The sequence below is a fragment of the Rhodococcus rhodochrous genome (genome assembly GCF_014854695.1).
Taxonomy (GTDB): Bacteria; Actinomycetota; Actinomycetes; order Mycobacteriales; family Mycobacteriaceae; genus Rhodococcus.
This window is the reverse complement of record NZ_CP027557.1, coordinates 1,956,696-1,973,604: the sequence shown is the minus strand read 5'-3', so window position 1 is coordinate 1,973,604 and position 16,909 is coordinate 1,956,696. Positions and strand designations below refer to the sequence as shown.

13 protein-coding genes and 1 tRNA gene are annotated in these 16,909 nt (G+C 70.2%); 4 read left to right on the top strand and 10 right to left on the bottom strand.

Annotated features, from left to right (window positions below):
- Positions 1 to 48: 48 nt before the first annotated feature.
- Positions 49 to 1,200, bottom strand: a complete 1,152-nt coding sequence (locus C6Y44_RS09145) for a lipase family protein (RefSeq protein WP_225623767.1) — start codon at positions 1,198 to 1,200, stop codon at positions 49 to 51.
- 96 nt (positions 1,201 to 1,296) lie between these two features.
- On the opposite strand from C6Y44_RS09145, the gene C6Y44_RS09140 reads away from it, so the two are divergent.
- The gene (locus tag C6Y44_RS09140) at positions 1,297 to 2,151 is read left to right on the top strand and encodes a tryptophan-rich sensory protein (protein WP_120282174.1); all 855 of its coding nucleotides are present in this window, start codon (positions 1,297 to 1,299) and stop codon (positions 2,149 to 2,151) included.
- 75 nt (positions 2,152 to 2,226) lie between these two features.
- Here the strand turns inward: C6Y44_RS09140 and C6Y44_RS09135 are convergent, their stop codons facing one another.
- The 7 genes from C6Y44_RS09135 to C6Y44_RS09105 are packed head-to-tail and all read right to left on the bottom strand — an operon-like array spanning position 2,227 to position 11,131.
- Positions 2,227 to 4,260: a cytochrome c oxidase assembly protein gene (locus C6Y44_RS09135; protein WP_159418648.1), complete on the bottom strand. Its 2,034-nt coding sequence runs from the start codon at positions 4,258 to 4,260 to the stop codon at positions 2,227 to 2,229.
- Between the two features lie 2 nt (positions 4,261 to 4,262).
- Entirely contained in the window at positions 4,263 to 5,513 is a 1,251-nt protein-coding gene (locus tag C6Y44_RS09130) for a vWA domain-containing protein (protein ID WP_159418649.1), read from the bottom strand.
- A complete protein-coding gene (locus tag C6Y44_RS09125; protein WP_159418650.1) occupies positions 5,510 to 6,409 on the bottom strand; it encodes an AAA family ATPase in 900 nt (299 codons plus the stop codon). The genes C6Y44_RS09130 and C6Y44_RS09125 overlap by 4 nt, the downstream gene beginning before the upstream one ends.
- Complete coding sequence (locus C6Y44_RS09120) at positions 6,406 to 7,317, bottom strand: XdhC family protein (protein ID WP_192378750.1); 912 nt, start codon at positions 7,315 to 7,317, stop codon at positions 6,406 to 6,408. The genes C6Y44_RS09125 and C6Y44_RS09120 overlap by 4 nt, the downstream gene beginning before the upstream one ends.
- A gap of 46 nt (positions 7,318 to 7,363) precedes the next feature.
- Positions 7,364 to 9,757 carry an aerobic carbon-monoxide dehydrogenase large subunit gene (locus C6Y44_RS09115; protein WP_159418652.1) on the bottom strand — a complete coding sequence of 798 codons (2,394 nt, stop codon included), beginning with the start codon at positions 9,755 to 9,757 and terminating at the stop codon, positions 7,364 to 7,366.
- Positions 9,757 to 10,242 (bottom strand): (2Fe-2S)-binding protein, encoded by a 486-nt coding sequence (locus tag C6Y44_RS09110; protein WP_159418653.1) that lies wholly within the window; start codon positions 10,240 to 10,242, stop codon positions 9,757 to 9,759. Before C6Y44_RS09110 ends, C6Y44_RS09115 begins: the two co-directional genes overlap by 1 nt.
- 4 nt (positions 10,243 to 10,246) lie before the next feature.
- Positions 10,247 to 11,131 carry an FAD binding domain-containing protein gene (locus C6Y44_RS09105; protein WP_159418654.1) on the bottom strand — a complete coding sequence of 295 codons (885 nt, stop codon included), beginning with the start codon at positions 11,129 to 11,131 and terminating at the stop codon, positions 10,247 to 10,249.
- A gap of 246 nt (positions 11,132 to 11,377) precedes the next feature.
- Between C6Y44_RS09105 and C6Y44_RS09100 the strand changes: the two genes are divergently transcribed.
- From C6Y44_RS09100 to gdhA, 3 genes are all read left to right on the top strand, one after another.
- Complete coding sequence (locus C6Y44_RS09100; protein ID WP_120282167.1) at positions 11,378 to 12,034, top strand: DedA family protein; 657 nt, start codon at positions 11,378 to 11,380, stop codon at positions 12,032 to 12,034.
- A 62-nt stretch (positions 12,035 to 12,096) separates the two neighbouring features.
- A tRNA-Arg gene (locus C6Y44_RS09095) sits at positions 12,097 to 12,170 on the top strand.
- Positions 12,171 to 12,372: 202 nt separating this feature from the next.
- Positions 12,373 to 13,716: an NADP-specific glutamate dehydrogenase gene (gene gdhA, locus C6Y44_RS09090; RefSeq protein WP_060651241.1), complete on the top strand. Its 1,344-nt coding sequence runs from the start codon at positions 12,373 to 12,375 to the stop codon at positions 13,714 to 13,716.
- A 131-nt stretch (positions 13,717 to 13,847) separates the two neighbouring features.
- On the opposite strand, the gene selB is transcribed toward gdhA, so the two are convergent.
- Both selB and selA read right to left on the bottom strand, forming a co-directional pair.
- Positions 13,848 to 15,590, bottom strand: coding sequence for a selenocysteine-specific translation elongation factor (gene selB, locus C6Y44_RS09085; protein WP_159418655.1), 1,743 nt, complete (start codon positions 15,588 to 15,590; stop codon positions 13,848 to 13,850).
- Entirely contained in the window at positions 15,590 to 16,894 is a 1,305-nt protein-coding gene (selA, locus tag C6Y44_RS09080; RefSeq protein WP_159418656.1) for an L-seryl-tRNA(Sec) selenium transferase, read from the bottom strand. The genes selB and selA overlap by 1 nt, the downstream gene beginning before the upstream one ends.
- Positions 16,895 to 16,909 lie beyond the last annotated feature (15 nt).

Sequence of the window (16,909 nt, the reverse complement as noted above, 5' to 3'; positions counted from 1 at the left end):
GCCGGGGTCACAGCAGCTCCGCTGCCGGGGTCACAGCAGCTCCCGCTGTCAGGGGTGCAGCAGCTCCGCGACGAAGCCCGTGGTGTCGGGTAGCGACGCGAACATCGTCTCCGAATGCCCTGTCGGGTACGTCCTGAACTGCGCGTTCGCGCCACCGGCCCACAGGTCCGCGATCAGTGTGAACGCGAGGGGCGCGGGCACCGTCGCGTCGCGCAGGCCCTGGGCGAGGAACAGCGGCCGGTCGTATCCGGCGGTCGGCACGGCCAGGTAGTCGGTGAACGCCGCACGGAACCGGTCGTCGCTCAGCGGTCGAGCGAGGACCTCACCGACGCCGACCTCGCCGTACCGGTCGCTCAGGTCGTCGTAGCAGAGGCGTTCGGCGGCGTCGACGATCTCCCGTCCGAGGGGTGTGAGATATCCGTCGAGGTCCAGGGCCGGATCGGCGTCGCGCAGGCCCGCGAAGATGTAGGCGGCGAAGGTGGTGAGTCCGTCGAGACCGAGATCGGGAAGGCCCGGGAATCCGAGCGGGAACAGGTACTCGAGGTTGGACGGGGCGCCGGTCGTGAGCGTCCCGCGGAAGTCCAGTTCGGGTGCCCGGGCGGTCGCGGCGCGCGCGGTGTGCAGGCCGGTGTGCCCGCCCTGGGACTGCCCGATCACGACCCAGCGGTCGGACAGCGACGGTTCGACGGCGCGTCCCGCCCTCACGATGTCGATGACGCTGTTCGCGGCGCTCTGTCCGTCCAGATAACGGTGCAACCCGTCCGACCCGAGACCCGGATAGTCGGCTGCCACGACGGCGTAACCCTGCCCGAGCCAGTGGTCGAGATAGGCGGTGTCGCGCGGTGTACGCGGCAACCGCGAGGGTGCGCACGAATCGTCGAGGCCGACGGTGCCGTGCGCCCACGCGACGACGGGCCACCCTCCCTCGGGAGGCGTGCCGTGGGGAAGGAACAACGCCCCGGTCGCGGTGGTGGGAGCGCCGCTGCGCCACTGCGTGGTGTAGGTCAGGGCCCGCGCCGAGGACGCGCCGGGTAGCGACAACCCGAGCTCGAGCGGGGCGACATCGACGACGGTCCCCGGCGTGTCGACGACGGCCCCCGGTGCCGGACTCGCGTGCACCGCGGGAGGTGCGAGGAGTGGCGTCAGCAGTGCCAGTGCACAGGTGAGCAGCAGGGCCGGGACACGCGCGGTACGGGTCACGTCGTGGACGATACGGGTCGTGCGGCCGGTGCGTTCGCATTCGTCCGATTCGCCGGATCGGGATTGAGTGATCCGCAGGACGGGCACCCTCCAGGCATGACATCCCATTCCCACGGATCCGCGCCCGCCACATCCCCCGCGACCCGCACCGGGCGCGACATCGCCCGCGTCGTGGCCGTGGCGGTGAGCGCTCCGCTTGCCGTCGTGGTGTCGTTCTTCGGTTCGGGTGCGGCCGGTGGGACGCCGGTCGCGGAAGCTGCAGGTGGTGCGTTGTCGGCGGATTCCACGGCGGTCGCGCCCGGAGGCCCGGCCTTCTCGATCTGGACCCTCATCTACGCCGGTCTGCTCGCGCTCGCGGTGTGGCAGGCACTGCCGGCGAACCACACCGACGCGCGTCAACGCGCCGCGGGCTGGTGGATCGCTGCGTCGATGCTGCTGAACGCAGCGTGGATCACGGCGATCCAGTTCGATCAGGTCTGGCTGAGTGTCGTGGTGATCGTCGCGCTGCTCGCCGTGCTCGTCCGGGTGTTCCTGATCTTCACGCGCGTCCTGCCGTCGAGCAGGCTCGAAGCGGTGGTCGTCGACGGCACGATGTTCGTCTACCTGGGCTGGGTGTCGGTGGCGACCGTCGCCAACACCGCCGCGGCGCTGCGTTACGAGGACATCGATCCGTTCGGCTGGGGAGCCGACGTGTGGGCGATCATCGTGCTGGCCGTCGTCGCCGCCGTCTCCGTGGTCCTCGCGACGGCAGGTCGGGGCCGACTGGCCGTGACCGGTGCGCTCGTGTGGGGTCTGGCATGGATCGCGGTCGCCCGCACGGGTGACGGCGGTCTGGTGTCCACTCCCGCAGCGGTCGCCGCCGTGACAGCCGCGGTCATCGCGGTCGTGGCCACCGTGGTGGCGCGCATCGGCGCCGAGCGCTCCCCCACCCGCACGACAGCAGCCGCCTGATTCCCTCGGACGTGCACATCTCGTCGGTCCGCTTCGGCGTGGCGCGACGAGATGTGCGCGTCGGAGCGGGTGCGGTCAGCGACCCTCGTGGTCGCGGCGCGCCAGCTCCGCGAACATCGCGTTGTGTGCCGCGAGATCGGCGTCGTCGTCACGCTCGGCGGCCCGGTCGACACGTCGCGCCGTGCGCCGGTCGCTGCGCGACCACTGGACGAGCAGAGCGAGCATCACGAGCACGAGCGGGATCTCGCCGGCCGACCACGCGATGCTGCCGCCGACCTTCTGATCGGAGAACAGGTCGTAGTTCCACGGCAGTGCCAGGCCGCGGTAGTAGCTCTCGGCCATCACCGTGCCCATGCTCATGAGGGTCACGCCGAAGAAGGCGTGGAACGGGAGCGAGCCGAAGACCATGGCCAGCTTCGTCACGGGCTGCAGATCGCGCGGCGACGGGTCGACGCCGATCACCACCCAGTAGAAGAGGTAGCCGCTCAGCAGGAAGTGCAGGTTCATCAGGACGTGCGCGGTGTGGCTGTCGATGAACGTGGTGAAGATCCCACCGAGATACAGGGCGTAGAAGCCGCCCACGAACATGACCGACGCGACGATCGGATGTGTGAAGAAGCGCGACGGCGGGCTGTGCAGGAACTCGAGGATCCATTCGCGCGGTCCGGGAGGGGCGTTGCGTCCGGCCGGCTTGAACGCACGCAGGGCGAGGGTCATCGCCCCGCCGAGCGCCAGGAGCACCGGGGCGAGCATCGACAGGGCCATGTGCGCGCCCATGTGCACGCTGAACATCGCCGGCGAGTACATCCCGACGCCCGAACTGGTGGCGACGAACAACACGAAGCAGCCCGAGAACCAGGCGATCGAGCGGCCGATCGGCCACGAGTCGCCGCGCTTGCGCAGCGTCCACAGTCCGACTGCATAGGCGGCGGCGAGCACGAGAGCAGCCGTGCCGAAGATCAGGTCGAAACGCCACTGCCCGAAGAACAGGCTCACGAACGACGGCGGTACGTCGAGCTGGTAGCCGAGCTCGACCTCCTGGATCGTCGGCACCGTAGCCGGCGGCGGCGGGGGCGTGCGGCCGAGTCCCACGGCCAGACCGATCGTCGCGGCGAGGACGAACGCCTCGACGAGGGTGAACCGCACGAGCGCGGACCGGCTGGTGGGGTCGGCTTCGAGTGCCGGCAGTGCCCGGCGGCGCTGCGCCCAGCCGAAGATGCCGAGCAGGACCAGCGCGACGATCTTCGCGAGCAGCAGCCTGCCGTAGGTGGTCGTGGTCAGGTCGTCGAACGACATGCGGACCGCGGCGTTGATGACGCCGCTGACGGCCATGACGACGAAGGCGAGTCCGGCGACGAAGGAGAACCGCCGGGCCGCGATGTCGGTGTGCTCACCGCCCCGCATGGAGTGCGCGAGCAGGGCGAACAACCCGCCCGCCCAGACGGACGCCGCGACGAGGTGCAGCACGAGGCTGTTGGTCGCCATGTCGTGCGAACCACCCGACGATGAGTGCCCGGTCAGGGCGATCGGCATGAGTGCGACGACCGACAGCAGCAGCAGATAGGGCGTCCACGACCAGCGCACCGTGAGCCGGATCAGCAGGGCGGTGATCAGGGCGAGCACCGTCGTCCAGGCCCAGGCCGACGCAGCCTCCACCTGACCGAGCGCCGAGAAGAGGTTCTCCGGCCGGATCGCCTCGCTCAGCGGGCTGCCGGAGGTGTCGGACAGGGTCAGCGGCACCATCAGCGCCGCCGTGACCGCCCACACCGTCGCCGCGACGCCCGCGGTCCGCACGGCGCGGTAGCCGCCGACGTCGAGCACACCCCCTCGTTGCGGGGGCACGAGGAAGGCGGCGAAGAACAGCGATCCGATGGTGATGACGGTCGCGATCTCGGAGATCGCGCGGACCGCGGGCAGACCGTAGGTGGTGAGCGGACCGGGGTCGGGGATGCCGAGCAACACCAGAGCCTGCGCAGCGGACAGCCCGACCGCGAACGCCGCGACGAGGGCGGCGAGGAGGCCGAGGAGGATCAGCAGTGCCGGCGGGTTTCCCCTCGTAGGGGCGGGCGCCGGAGGCTGCGCGGGAGACGCGAGCTCGGATGTTGCCATGCCTACCAGGGTAGGACGTCCACGCCATGACCTACGACACGCCGTCGGAGCCCTCCGGGGCCGGTAGCGGTGCCTGTGACGACGTCGACGGCGTGCTGCAGCGCGAGGAGTGTGTCGGCCGCCACCATCGCGTCGCAGTGCGGGAGCGCCGCGGACATCGACCCGGTGGAGGGTGTGAATCCGGACTGCCCGGCCCGGGGGTTGAGCCACACCACCCGGTGGGCGCGGCGCCGGATCCTGGCCAGGACGTGGGCGAGTGCGGTGGGATCGTCGCTGTCCCAACCGTCGGACGCGACGACGACGATCGCTCCGCGCAGCAGGTGTCCGTGATGGGAGGCGACCACCTCGGCGAGGGATCCGGCGATGCGCGTGCCCCCGAACCGGGTCCGCACACGCTCGTTGGCGACGTCGATCGCCTGCTCCACAGACCGGTGCCGCAGGACCGGGGTCAGACGCGTCGCTGTGGTGGAGAACACGAAGACCTCGGCCGTTCCGGTGTGCGCAAGAGCACGGACCAGATGCAGATACACCCCGACGTAGGGGCGCATCGACCGGCTGACATCGCAGAAGACGACGATCTGCCGCCGCCGTCGATCGGGGCGGGTGCGGATCAGCCGGAGCGCCTCGAACCCGGTACTGCGCGAGGCGGCGATGCTCGCCCGCACGTCGACGCGACCGGTGCGGCGTTCGACCCGGCGACGGGTGCGGCGGGTGGCCCATCGGACCCCGGCCTCCTCGATCCACGATTCGACCAGTGCGAGTCGTGCGGGGTCGAGGTCGTCGAACCGCTGGTCGGCGATCTCCGCCAGTGCGCTCGCGACCTCGCGGCCGGGCCGATCGGCCGCCCGCTCCCCCTCCGCCGATTCGACGACGGTCCGGGTGACCCATGGGACGTCGTGGCCGCCGGCCGGAGCGTCCCGTATGCGGCGGGGCGCGTCCGTCGTGGGCGCCGCGCGCGGGCCGTCGTCCTCCGGCCCGGTGCGGCGGGCGTGTGGGTCGAGTGGGAGCGGAGCATCGCCGAAGATGCGGTCGAACACCGCGTCGAAGGTGGCGAGGCTCTCGTGCCGGTCGACGAGCGTGAGCCGCGCCGTCCAGTACAAACGGCTCCGGGTGCTCGGGGGGCACACGCGCAGAGCACGCGTGAGGGTCGCCGCTCCGTCCGCCGGTACCACGATCCCGGCGGACCTGAGCCGGTCGACCAGTCCGACCGCGAAGGCCGCGTGATCGACCCCGGGAAGCAACCGAGCGCTCACGACACCTCGGTGGAGACGAACCGGGTCAGCGCCTCCCCCAGCGCATCGACGTCGTCGGGAGTCTTCGCCAGTGCCGCGAGCGACATCGCCGCTTCGGGCCGGACGAGGTCGGCGACGCCGAGCGCCGCGAGGGCCGATACCCAGTCGATGGTCTCCGCGATCCCCGGCGCCTTGTCGAGATCGAGCCCGCGGGCCACCGCGACGAAATCCGTGGCACGTTCGACGAGCGCGGCGTTCGCCGACGGTACCGTGCGACGCAGGATCGCCGCCGCGCGGGCACGGTCGGGAAAGTCGATCCAGTGGTACAGGCAGCGCCTTCGCAGTGCGTCGTGCAGGTCGCGGCTCCGGTTGGAGGTGAGCACCACGACGGGCGGGCGGGTCGCAGTGAGGGTGCCGAGCTCCGGGACGGTGACGGCGAACTCCCCCAGGAACTCGAGCAACAGCGCCTCGAATTCGTCGTCGGCGCGGTCGATCTCGTCGACGAGCAGGACGGCGGGTCTGTCGCCGCGATGGCGGACGCAGCGCAGGATCGGGCGTTCGAGGAGATACTCCTCGGAGTACAGGTCGGCCTCGGCGGGAACCTCGCCGCGCGCTTCGGCGAGCCGGATCGCGAGCAGTTGACGCTGGTAGTTCCAGTCGTAGAGGGCCTCGGCGACCGACAGTCCCTCGTAGCACTGCAACCGGATCAGCGGGCTACCGAGGATCTGCGCGAGGACCTTCGCTGCGGTGGTCTTGCCGACCCCGGGTTCGCCCTCGAGCAACAGTGGTCGGCCCAGCGCGACCGCGAGGTGGATCGCGGCGGCGGTGCCCTGATCGAGCAGATGGTCGTGGTCGTCGAACCTGGCGACCACGTCGTCGACGTCGGTGAAGATGCCCGGGGACGACGGATCGCTCACGCCACGTCGTCCTTCTCGTAGCGGCGGCGGCAGCCCGGGCAGCAGAACCACACCGTCCGCCCGGCGACGACGAGGTGCGGGGTCGACTCGGTGACCGTGACGGTCATCCCGCACACCGGGTCGACGGCCGTGCGCGGCTTCGGGCCCGTCTCCCTCGGCACCTCGATGCGTTGCGCGCTCTCCTCGGAGGATCGGGCCAACCCACCGCTGCGCGCGACCCGCACGATGTCGGCGACGATCGACAAACCGATCTCCGCCGGGGTGCGGGCACCGATGTCGAGGCCGACCGGGGTGTGGATGCGGGCACGCTCCTCGTCGGTCGGCTCCACCTCGTCGAGCACCGCGGCACCCCGGGTGCGACTCGCGACCAGGCCGACGTATCGGCTCCCGGCATCCAGAGCCGCACGGATCACACTCGCCTCCTCGCCCCCGTGGCTCGCGACGATCACCACCGACGCCTCGGCGGGCACGCGCGTCCCCCGGATCGGTTCCACCGAGTACTCGACGCGCCGCGCGAAGTCGCCCACGGCCTCGGTGACGGGCGAGTCCCCGAAGACGGCCACCACGATCGCGGGCATCCGCGGTTCGAGGAAGATCTCGGTGGCCCCACCGGACATGCACGGGTTGACCGCGATCGTCGCTCCCGGGGCGTCGGGGAACTCGCCGGCCCCGGCGGGCAGCACCCGCAGGAGCATGCTCTCCCCTCGTGCGAGCACCGTGCGGGACGCTTCGCGCACGGAACTCTCGGTGCACTGCCCGCCGACGAACCCCTCGATCGTGCCGTCGGCGAGGACGAGCGCCCGGTCGCCCGAGTGCGCGGACGTCGGTGGTTGCGCCCGCACGACCGTCGCTTCGACGAACGGTCGTCGTTCACTGCGCAACTGCTCCGCCCGCACCGCGAGATCCATGTCCCCGTCCTCCGATCGCTCCACTGACATCCTCCGCTCGCGTCGCTCAGATCGGCGGGGTCGCGCGGCCCTGCATGGCCTCCCACACCCGCGACGGCGTCAGCGGCATGTCGGCGTGCCGGACGCCGAACGGCTTCAACGCGTCGACGACCGCGTTGACGATCGCGGGTGGCGAACCGACGGTGGCGGATTCGCCGATGCCCTTCGCGCCGATCGGATGGTGCGGCGACGGGGTGACGGTGAACGCGGTCTCGAGCGTCGGCACCTCGAGGGCCGTGGGGATCAGATAGTCCATGAACGAACCGCCCAGGCAGGTGCCGTTCTCGTCGAACGCGATCATCTCCATCAGGGCCATGCCGATCCCGTCGACGATGCCGCCGTGCACCTGGCCCTCGATGATCATGGGGTTGATGCGGGTGCCGCAGTCGTCCACCGCCAGGAACCGGCGGATCTTCACCTGCGCGGTGCCGGGATCGACGTCGACGACGCAGAAGTAGGCCCCGTAGGGGTAGGTGAGGTTCTCGGGGTTGTAGCAGATCTGCGCTTCGAGACCACCTTCGAGACCCTCCGGCAGGTCGCCGGCGCCGTGGGCGCGCATCGCGATGTCCTGGATGGTCACCGACGCTCCCGGGTCGCCCTTCACGTGGAAGCGGCCCTTCTCCCATTCGAGGTCGGCGACCGAGACCTCGAGCATGCCCGCGGCGATGATCTTCGCCTTGTCGCGCACCTTCCGCGCGACGAGCGCGGCGGCCGCCCCGGACACCGGTGTCGATCGACTTCCGTAGGTGCCGAGCCCGAACGGGGTGTTGTCGGTGTCGCCGTGCACGACGTCGATGTCGTCGGGCGGGATGCCGATCTCCTCCGCGACGATCTGCGCGAAGGTCGTCTCGTGCCCCTGTCCCTGCGACTGCACCGACAACCTCACGACGGCCTTGCCGGTGGGATGGACGCGTAGTTCGCATCCGTCGGCCATGCCGAGACCGAGGATGTCCATGTCCTTGCGCGGACCGGCTCCGACGGCCTCGGTGAAGAACGACATGCCGATACCCATCAGCTCACCCCGCGCGCGGCGTTCGGCCTGTTCGCGGCGCAGTTCGTCGTAGCCGACGATGTCCATGGCCTTGCGCATGGTGGTCTCGTAGTCGCCCGAGTCGTACTTCCAGCCGGTCTTGCTCGCGTAGGGGAACTGATCGGGGCGCAGGAGGTTCTTCAGGCGCAGTTCCGCGGGGTCCATGTCGAGGTCGTGGGCGAGGCAGTCGACGAGCCGTTCGACGAAGTACACGGCCTCGGTGATGCGGAACGAGCAGGCGTAGGCGACGCCGCCGGGTGCCTTGTTCGTGTAGACGGCCGTCATGTGGCAGTAGGCGGCCTCGATGTCGTAGCTGCCGGTGAACACACCGAAGAAGCCGGCCGGATACTTCACCGGGGCGGCGGTGGCGTTGAAGGCGCCGTGATCGGCGAGGACCCGCGACCGGATCGCGAGGATGCGGCCTTCCTTCGTCGCCGCGATCTCGCCGACCATGATGTAGTCGCGCGCGAAGCCGGTGCTCATGAGGTTCTCGCTGCGGTCCTCCATCCACTTGACCGGGTGCCCGGTGACCAGCGAGGCAACGATCGCCCCGACATAGCCGGGGTAGATGGGGACCTTGTTGCCGAATCCTCCGCCGATGTCGGGTGAGATGACGCGGATCTTGTGCTCGGGCAGACCCGCGACCAGCGCGTACAGCGTGCGGTGGGCGTGCGGGGCCTGCGTGGTGGACCAGAGCGTCAGCTTCCCGGAGATCCGGTCGTAGTCGGCGACCGCACCGCAGGTCTCCATCGGCGCTGGATGCACGCGTGGATAGACGATCTCCTGCCGGGTGACGACGTCGGCCTTCGCGAAGACCGCGTCGGTCGCCGAGGCATCGCCGGCTTCCCAGTCGAAGCAGTGGTTGTCGGTCTTGCCGTCGAGATCGGTCCGGATCACCGGTGCCTCGGGCGACAGGGCCGTGCGCACGTCGACGACCGGGTCGAGCATCTCGTAGTCGACGTCGATCAGTTCGAGGGCGTCGCGCGCCGAGTAGTGGTCGTCGGCGACGACGAAGGCGACCTCCTGACCGTGGAAGCGCACCTTGTCGGTGGCCAGCACGGCCTGTACGTCGTTCGACAGCGTCGGCATCCAGGCGAGCCCCTTCTCGGCCAGATCGGCGCCCGTGATCACCGCCCGCACCTTCGGGTGCGCGAGGGCGGCGGACGTGTCGATGCCGTTGATGCGAGCATGCGCGACCGGCGATCGGAGCACCGCGAGATGCAGCATGCCGGGCAGCCGGACGTCGTCGACGTAGTTGCCGCGGCCGCGCACGAACCGCGGGTCCTCCTTGCGCAGCATCCGGCCGTGTCCGCACGGCTTGCGATCGTTGTCCTGTTCCTCCGGACGTGTGTCCGGTTCGACCGCGGTCATCACGACACCTCCGTGGGTTGCGCCTTCGAGGAGTGTTCGGCGGCCCACCGGACCGACCGGACGATGGTGGTGTAGCCGGTGCAGCGGCAGATCTGCCCGGAGATCGCCTCGCGGATGGTCGCCTCGTCGGGGTCGGGATCGCGGTCGAGCAGGGACCGCGCGGTGATCATCATTCCCGGGGTGCAGAAGCCGCACTGCAGTCCGTGGCAACGCACGAAGCCTTCCTGCACGGGGTCGAGGACACCGTCGCGTTCGAGTCCCTCGACGGTGAGCACCTCGTGGCCGGCGGCCATGACCGCCAGCGTGGTGCACGACTTCACCGGCTCGCCGTCCACGGCGACGACACACGTTCCGCAGTTGCTCGTGTCGCATCCCCAGTGCGTTCCGGTCAGACCGAGGTGGTCGCGCAGGAAGTGCACGAGCAGTGTCCGGGGTTCGACGTCGGCGGTGACACTGTCGCCGTTGACCGTCATCGAGATCTGCATCGGTTCACACCCTTTCGGTGGCGCCGAGACGTTCGGCGGATCGGCGCAGGGCCCGCACCGTCAACTCCGATGCGAGGTGACGCTTGTAGGCGGCGGTGCCGCGCTGATCGGTCTCGGGATCGCATGCCGACGCGGCCGCCGCTCCCGCCTCGCGGAACAACTCCTCCGAGACCGGCGAGCCGCGCAACAGCTCGGACACCCTCGACAGCGCCGCCTCGTCGGCGCGCACCGCCGTCAGCCCGACACGCGCGTCGGCGATGCGTCCGTCGTCCGACATCCACAGCGCGGCGCCCGCCGCGGCCACCGCCCAGTCCCCCGCGCGACGCTCGACCTTCTCGTACGCGCTGGAGGCGGTGCCCTTCCGCGGCAGTCGCACCTCCACGAGCAACTCGTTCGGAGCGACGGCCGTCTCGTAGGCACCGAGATGGAAGTCGTCGAAGGCGAGCTCGCGCACACCCGCCGGCCCGCGGACGACGCATGTCGCACCGAGCACCGCGCAGACCGTCGACAGGTCCTCGGCGGGGTCGGCCTGGCAGATCGACCCTCCGAGCGTCCCGCGATTGCGGACGACCGGATCGGCGATGACCTTCTCCGCGTCCCGGAAGATCGGGAAGATGCCGGCGAGTTCGTCGGATTCGAGCAGTCGACGGTGGCGCACGAGGGCACCGATGCGAACGACCTCGGGTTCGACCGTGATGTGGTCGAGTTCGTCCCCGAGGTCGTTGATGTCGATCAGGTATTCCGGATTCGCGAGCCTCAGTTTCATCATCGGGAGAAGGCTGTGTCCGCCGGCGACGACGCGGGCACCTTCTCCGTGCCGGTCGAGCAACTCGACGGCGTGCTCCACTCCGGTTGCGCGCGCGTATTCGAACGGGCCAGGAACCTGCATGAAGAACTCCCACCCTCGGGCGGACGCATCGGTTGTCCCCCGCCGATCCGTCCGCACTTCCCCCTTCGGCGCCCAGGTTAGTCCCGAGCCACGATCCGTGGGGCGAAACGGACGATCTGGACCGAACCCCCATGTCCGGGGCGGCGAGTGGAGAGCCGACCGTCCTCGTCAGGAGCTCTCGGCGGCGCGAGCGGATAGCGTGGAAGGAGCCGACCGGCCGACGCGACGGGAGCACCACGCATATCCATGGACGTGATCAACGAATTCATCATCGGCCAGGCCGCAGCCCTGTGGGTCTACCCGTTGCTCTTCGCCGTGTGCACGCTCGACGGCTTCTTCCCACCGGTGCCCAGCGAGACCGTCCTGGTCACCCTGTCGTCCCTCTCGGGTTCGACGGGACGTCCCTATCTGTGGATCGTCATCGTGCTGGCGGCGCTCGGCGCGATCATCGGCGACAACATCGCCTACGCGATCGGACGGAAGGTCGGCACCGAACGGTTCCGGTGGATGCGCCGCCCGAAGGCGCAGGCCGCCTTCGCGTGGGCGCGGCGCGGACTCGACAAGCGCGGCGCCGCAGTGATCCTCACGGCGCGATACATCCCGATCGGTCGGATCGCCGTGAACATGACGGCCGGAGCGACCCGCTACCCGCGACAGAAGTTCGTGCCCCTCACGATCCTCGGCGGTACGACCTGGGCGCTGTACTCGGCGTTCGTGGGGCGTCTCGTCGGCGGCTGGTTCGAATCGCAGCCGCTGTTCGGCGCCGCGGTCGCCATCTGCGTCGCAGTGGTCCTGGGTGTCGGAATCGACCATCTCATCCAGCGGTTCAAGACCGGTCGAGTGGACATTCCCCGGGGCGAATCGAGCCCCGACGACGAACGCGGCAGCACGCTCGAGCGCTGATCCCGGCGGGTACGAGGGTGTGTGCGGCGACCGCAGGAAGCACCCGCTAAGATTCTGGCCGCGCCTCCGTAGCTCAGATGGATAGAGCAAGAGCCTTCTAATCTCTAGGTCGCAGGTTCGAGTCCTGCCGGGGGCACCTCCGACCGTCGGCGCAGCGCCCGCCGCGGGGTCGCACATCGTACCGATGAACCGGGCAATCCGCCCGACGGACAGGCCGTTCGGACCGTGTGTTTCTCATCCCACCTTGGAGGCGGGCTAACACATGCTAAGGGCCACACCCTATAGTTTTCGTCGTAAAACCCTTGTTACAGAATCCTCACAGAGTCAGGTAGGTGGGCGTGTCGACATCGGACCGCATCGAAGAGATCTACGAGCAGGTCAAGGCCCGCAACGCAGGTGAACCCGAATTCCACCAGGCTGCGGCCGAAGTGTTCGAGTCTCTGCATGTCGTGCTCGAGCGTCACCCCGGATACTTCGAATCCGGCCTGATCGAGCGCCTGTGCGAGCCGGAGCGGCAGATCATCTTCCGCGTGCCGTGGATCGACGATCAGGGCAATGTCCACGTCAACCGTGGCTTCCGCGTGCAGTACAACAGCGTTCTCGGCCCCTACAAGGGTGGCCTGCGCTTCCACCCGAGCGTCAACCTCGGCATCGTCAAGTTCCTCGGCTTCGAGCAGATCTTCAAGAACGCGCTCACCGGTCTGCCCATCGGCGGCGGCAAGGGCGGCTCGGACTTCGACCCCAAGGGTCGCTCCGAGCAGGAGATCATGCGCTTCTGCCAGTCGTTCATGACCGAGCTGCACCGCCACATCGGTGAGTACACCGACGTCCCGGCCGGTGACATCGGCGTCGGCGGCCGCGAGATCGGCTACCTGTTCGGCCAGTACAAGCGCCTCACCAACTCCTACGAGTCCGGCGTGCTCACCGGCAAGGGCCTCACCTGGGGTGGTTCGCAGGTGCGCAAGGAAGCCACCGGTTACGGCGCGGCCTACTTCGTCAACGAGATGGCCAAGACCGCCGGCACCTCGCTCGAGGGCCGCACCGCCGTCGTCTCGGGTTCGGGCAACGTCGCGATCTACGCCATCGAGAAGATCCACCAGCTCGGCGGCACCGCGATCGCGTGCTCCGACTCCTCCGGCTACATCGTCGACCGCAAGGGCCTCGACGTTGCTCTCCTCAAGGAGATCAAGGAGGTCCGCCGCGGACGCATCTCCGAGTACGTCGACGAGCGCGGCGACGCCGAGTTCTTCCCCGGCGGTAACATCTGGAACGTGCCCTGCGACGTCGCACTGCCGTGCGCCACGCAGAACGAGCTCGACGAGGAGTCGGCCAAGACCCTCGTCAACAACGGCGTGAAGATCGTCGCCGAGGGCGCCAACATGCCCACCACCCCGGGCGGCATCAGCGTCTTCCGTGACGCCGGAGTCGCCTTCGCACCCGGTAAGGCCGCCAACGCCGGTGGCGTGGCGACCTCCGCGCTGGAGATGCAGCAGAACGCCTCGCGCGATTCGTGGCACTTCGACTACACCGACGAGCGCCTCGCCGGCATCATGGCCGACATCCACGGCCGGTGCGTCGAGACCGCCGCCGAGTACGGCAAGCCGGGCGACTACGTCCACGGCGCCAACATCGCCGGCTTCGTGAAGGTCGCCGACGCCATGTTCGCACTGGGCGTCATCTGACGCTGTGTTCGCACCGTGCGTCATCTGACGACCGATTCTTCATGCGAAGTGCGGGTACCGACGAGTTCGGTACCCGCACTTCGTGTTTCGGGTGAAGAATCCTCGCCTCGGGGAGGGCGGGGACGGCTGTTCTAGCGGACGATCTCGCGGCGGTCGTCGGGGAGCCGGCGTGTGCGACCCGCCTTGTCGAGCCGGTCGAGCAGCGGCAGGACCACCCGCCGTGTCGTTCCCAGCCGCTCGCGCGCGGCACTGGTCGTGAAGGGCTGGTCCAATTCGCCCAGCAGCTCCACGGCCGTGTCGGCGGCGTCGGGGAGCAGGACGATGCCCGGGCCCGCCCGCCACAACCGTCTGCTGCGTTCGGCCGCCCCGAGGGCGCGGTCGTCGAGGCCGAGCTCGCGCAGGCGATCGGCGGTCGGAGCCGCGAACGGAGCGGCCGACAGATCGCGGCGCACCTGCTCGACGGCCTTGCGGATCTTCGGCGGTAGACCGTCGGCACCGGGGGCGATCACCCGTCCCCCGACCACTTCGAGCGGAGGTCGCACCAGCGCTCGGACGAGGTCGGGTGTGGGAAGACGAAGCTGCGACGCCAGCACCGTCAACGGCGCCGCCGGATCCAGTGGGTGGGCGCGGGCATGGGCCTGCACGAGTGTGGGCAGCCGGTCGGCGACGGCCTTCGCGAGGCCGGGTGCGACGAGCCACGGCCCGACCGTCAGGTGCTCTCCCCGTTCGAGCGGGATGCCCAACTGTCGCAACCGTTGCCGATGCAGGAGTCCGCGGCGGGCGAGTTCGTCGTCCAGGCGCGGCGTCCCGTCGGCCCCCGCCAGTTGCAGCGCACGGCGTGCCGCCGCGCCGCGACGCCGGAATCGGGGTGGATCGGGATCGAGAACGTCGGCCCGCCAGATCATCCGGCGGCCCGGGTCGCGCAGCAGGGCGCGGTCGCCGATCCGCAGGGGCAACGGGCGGTCGAGGGTGAGCCGGACGAGATCGTCGCCCAGCGGACGGCACCGGACACCGACGTCCGCGGCTCCGATGTGCAGCACCGGAGCGACGGGCGGCCGGTCGTCGCCGCTGATCCGAACGTCGACGACGGAGGTGTGGTGCCACGCGCCGGGCGTGACGAGCACACTGCCCCGCCCCAGGTCGTCGACCCGGCCGGCGAGATTGAGGGCGACCCGGGCCACGCCGCTCACCGCGGTCCGGTCGCGACCGAGTGCCTGCAGGCTGCGGACCCGCAGCGGTGTGTCCCCGAGCGCGAGGGTGTCCCCCACGCGCACCGTGCCCGCGGGAAGTGTTCCGGTGACGACGGTTCCGGATCCACGCACGGTGAACCGGCGATCCACCCAGAGCCGGACGTCGGCCTGCGGATCGGGGTCCGGAAGCGAGGCGACCATCGTCGTCAGTGCGCCCCGGAGATCGTCGAGGCCCATCCCGGTCCGCCCGCTCACGGCGACGACGGGAGCCCCCGCCAGACTCGTACGGGCGACCTCCGCCGCGGCCCGCGCGGCCGCGGGTCCCGGATCGGCGAGATCGGCGCGGGTGACGGCGACGACCGCGTGACGAACGCCGAGCGCGTCGAGCGCTGCGAGGTGTTCGGCCGCCTGCGGCATCCACGGATCGTCGGCGGCCACCACGAACAGCGCGGCCGGGACCGATCCCACTCCGGAGAGCATCGTCGTGAGGAATCGCTCGTGTCCGGGGACGTCGACGAAGGCGACCTCCCCCACCTCGGGCCAGGACGTCCAGCAGTAGCCGAGCTCGATGGTCAGTCCTCGTCGCCGTTCCTCGGCGAGCCGGTCCGGATTTGCACCGGTGAGCGCCTCGACCAGCGTCGACTTGCCGTGATCGACGTGACCGGCGGTCGCGACGACGTGCATCAGGATCCTTCGCGAGTAGCCACGCGCGTCACGGCGTCGATCAACTCGCCGTCCTCGGCGGGGTCGACCGCGAGCAGGTCGAGCAGCAACCGGCCGCGTTCGACGCGGCCGACGACGGGGTGCTCACCGAGCCGCAACGGGAGTGCGAGATGTTCGGGCAGGGCGATCGCGACGCTCGGCAGGACGACGTCCGGGGCGCCGCCGCCCCCGACGACGCCGTCGGAGTCGACCACCTCGGGGTCGCACTCCGGTGGCAATGCCACGCAGATCGCCTGTGCGCGGGCGTGGAGATCCTCCGGGCGGGAGGCCAGCGCCGCCGCCACGGGTGGCATCGGTCCCGTCAGGGTCGCTTCGAGAGCGGCCAGGGTGAGCTTGTCGACGCGCAGTGCCCGCGCGAACGGGTCGCGCCGCAGGCGTTCCACGAGTTCGGCCCGCCCGAGCAGCAGGCCGGCCTGCGGGCCGCCGAGGAGCTTGTCGCCCGAGGCGGTCACCAGGTCGGCGCCGGCACGCAGCGCGGTGGTGGCGTCGGGTTCGTTCGGCAATCGCGGATGCGGCGCGAGCAGCCCGGATCCGATGTCGACCACGACGGGCGGTCCGAGCCCGGTGAGTTCCCGGACCGACACCGACGACGTGAAGCCGCTGACGGTGAAGTTCGAGGGGTGCACCTTGAGGACGAAGGCGGTGTCGTCGTCGACGGCCGCGGCGTAGTCGCTCAGGCGCACGCGGTTGGTGGTGCCGACCTCACGCAGCGTCGCGCCCACGGATTCCAGCAGTTCCGGGATCCGGAAGCCGTCACCGATCTCGACCAGTTCGCCCCGTGCGATCACGATCGAGCGACCACCGCGTGTAAGCACCCGGGTGACCAGGGCGAGAGCCGCGGCACCGTTGTTGACGACGTGGACGCCACCGGCGTCGGGTACCTGTTCGGCGAGCGCCTCGAGGGCGCCGCGTCCTCGCCGTCCGCGCCGGCCGGTGGCCAGGTCGAGTTCGACGTCGGTGGCACCCGCCGCGGTGGACACGGCCTCGACCGCCGCTCGGGACAGCGGGGCGCGACCGAGATTGGTGTGCACCACCACGCCGGTCGCATTGACGACGCGGCGCAGGGTGGTCGCCTGTTGCGGCAGCGACGCGACCGCGACGTCGGCGACGGCATCGGGCCCGATCTCGCCGTCGCGGCACCGTTGCTGGGCCGCGACGACGGTCTGCTTGACCAGTCGGGCGCCGAGCCGGTCGACGGCCTCGCGCAGGCGCGGATCGGCCAGGACCTGGTCGGTGCGGGGAACGTCCCGTCTCGGATCCGGCACGCGCTCCCCATCCCA

Excerpts from the sequence above, each read along its gene's own strand:
- C6Y44_RS09140 (WP_120282174.1), top strand. The coding sequence starts at position 1,297 with ATGACATCCCATTCCCACGGATCCGCGCCCGCCACATCCCCCGCGACC.
- C6Y44_RS09135 (WP_159418648.1), bottom strand. The coding sequence starts at position 4,260 with ATGGCAACATCCGAGCTCGCGTCTCCCGCGCAGCCTCCGGCGCCCGCC.
- C6Y44_RS09120 (WP_192378750.1), bottom strand. The coding sequence starts at position 7,317 with ATGGATCTCGCGGTGCGGGCGGAGCAGTTGCGCAGTGAACGACGACCG.
- C6Y44_RS09115 (WP_159418652.1), bottom strand. The coding sequence starts at position 9,757 with ATGACCGCGGTCGAACCGGACACACGTCCGGAGGAACAGGACAACGAT.
- C6Y44_RS09110 (WP_159418653.1), bottom strand. The coding sequence starts at position 10,242 with ATGCAGATCTCGATGACGGTCAACGGCGACAGTGTCACCGCCGACGTC.
- C6Y44_RS09105 (WP_159418654.1), bottom strand. The coding sequence starts at position 11,131 with ATGCAGGTTCCTGGCCCGTTCGAATACGCGCGCGCAACCGGAGTGGAG.
- C6Y44_RS09100 (WP_120282167.1), top strand. The coding sequence starts at position 11,378 with ATGGACGTGATCAACGAATTCATCATCGGCCAGGCCGCAGCCCTGTGG.
- selB (WP_159418655.1), bottom strand. The coding sequence starts at position 15,590 with ATGCACGTCGTCGCGACCGCCGGTCACGTCGATCACGGCAAGTCGACG.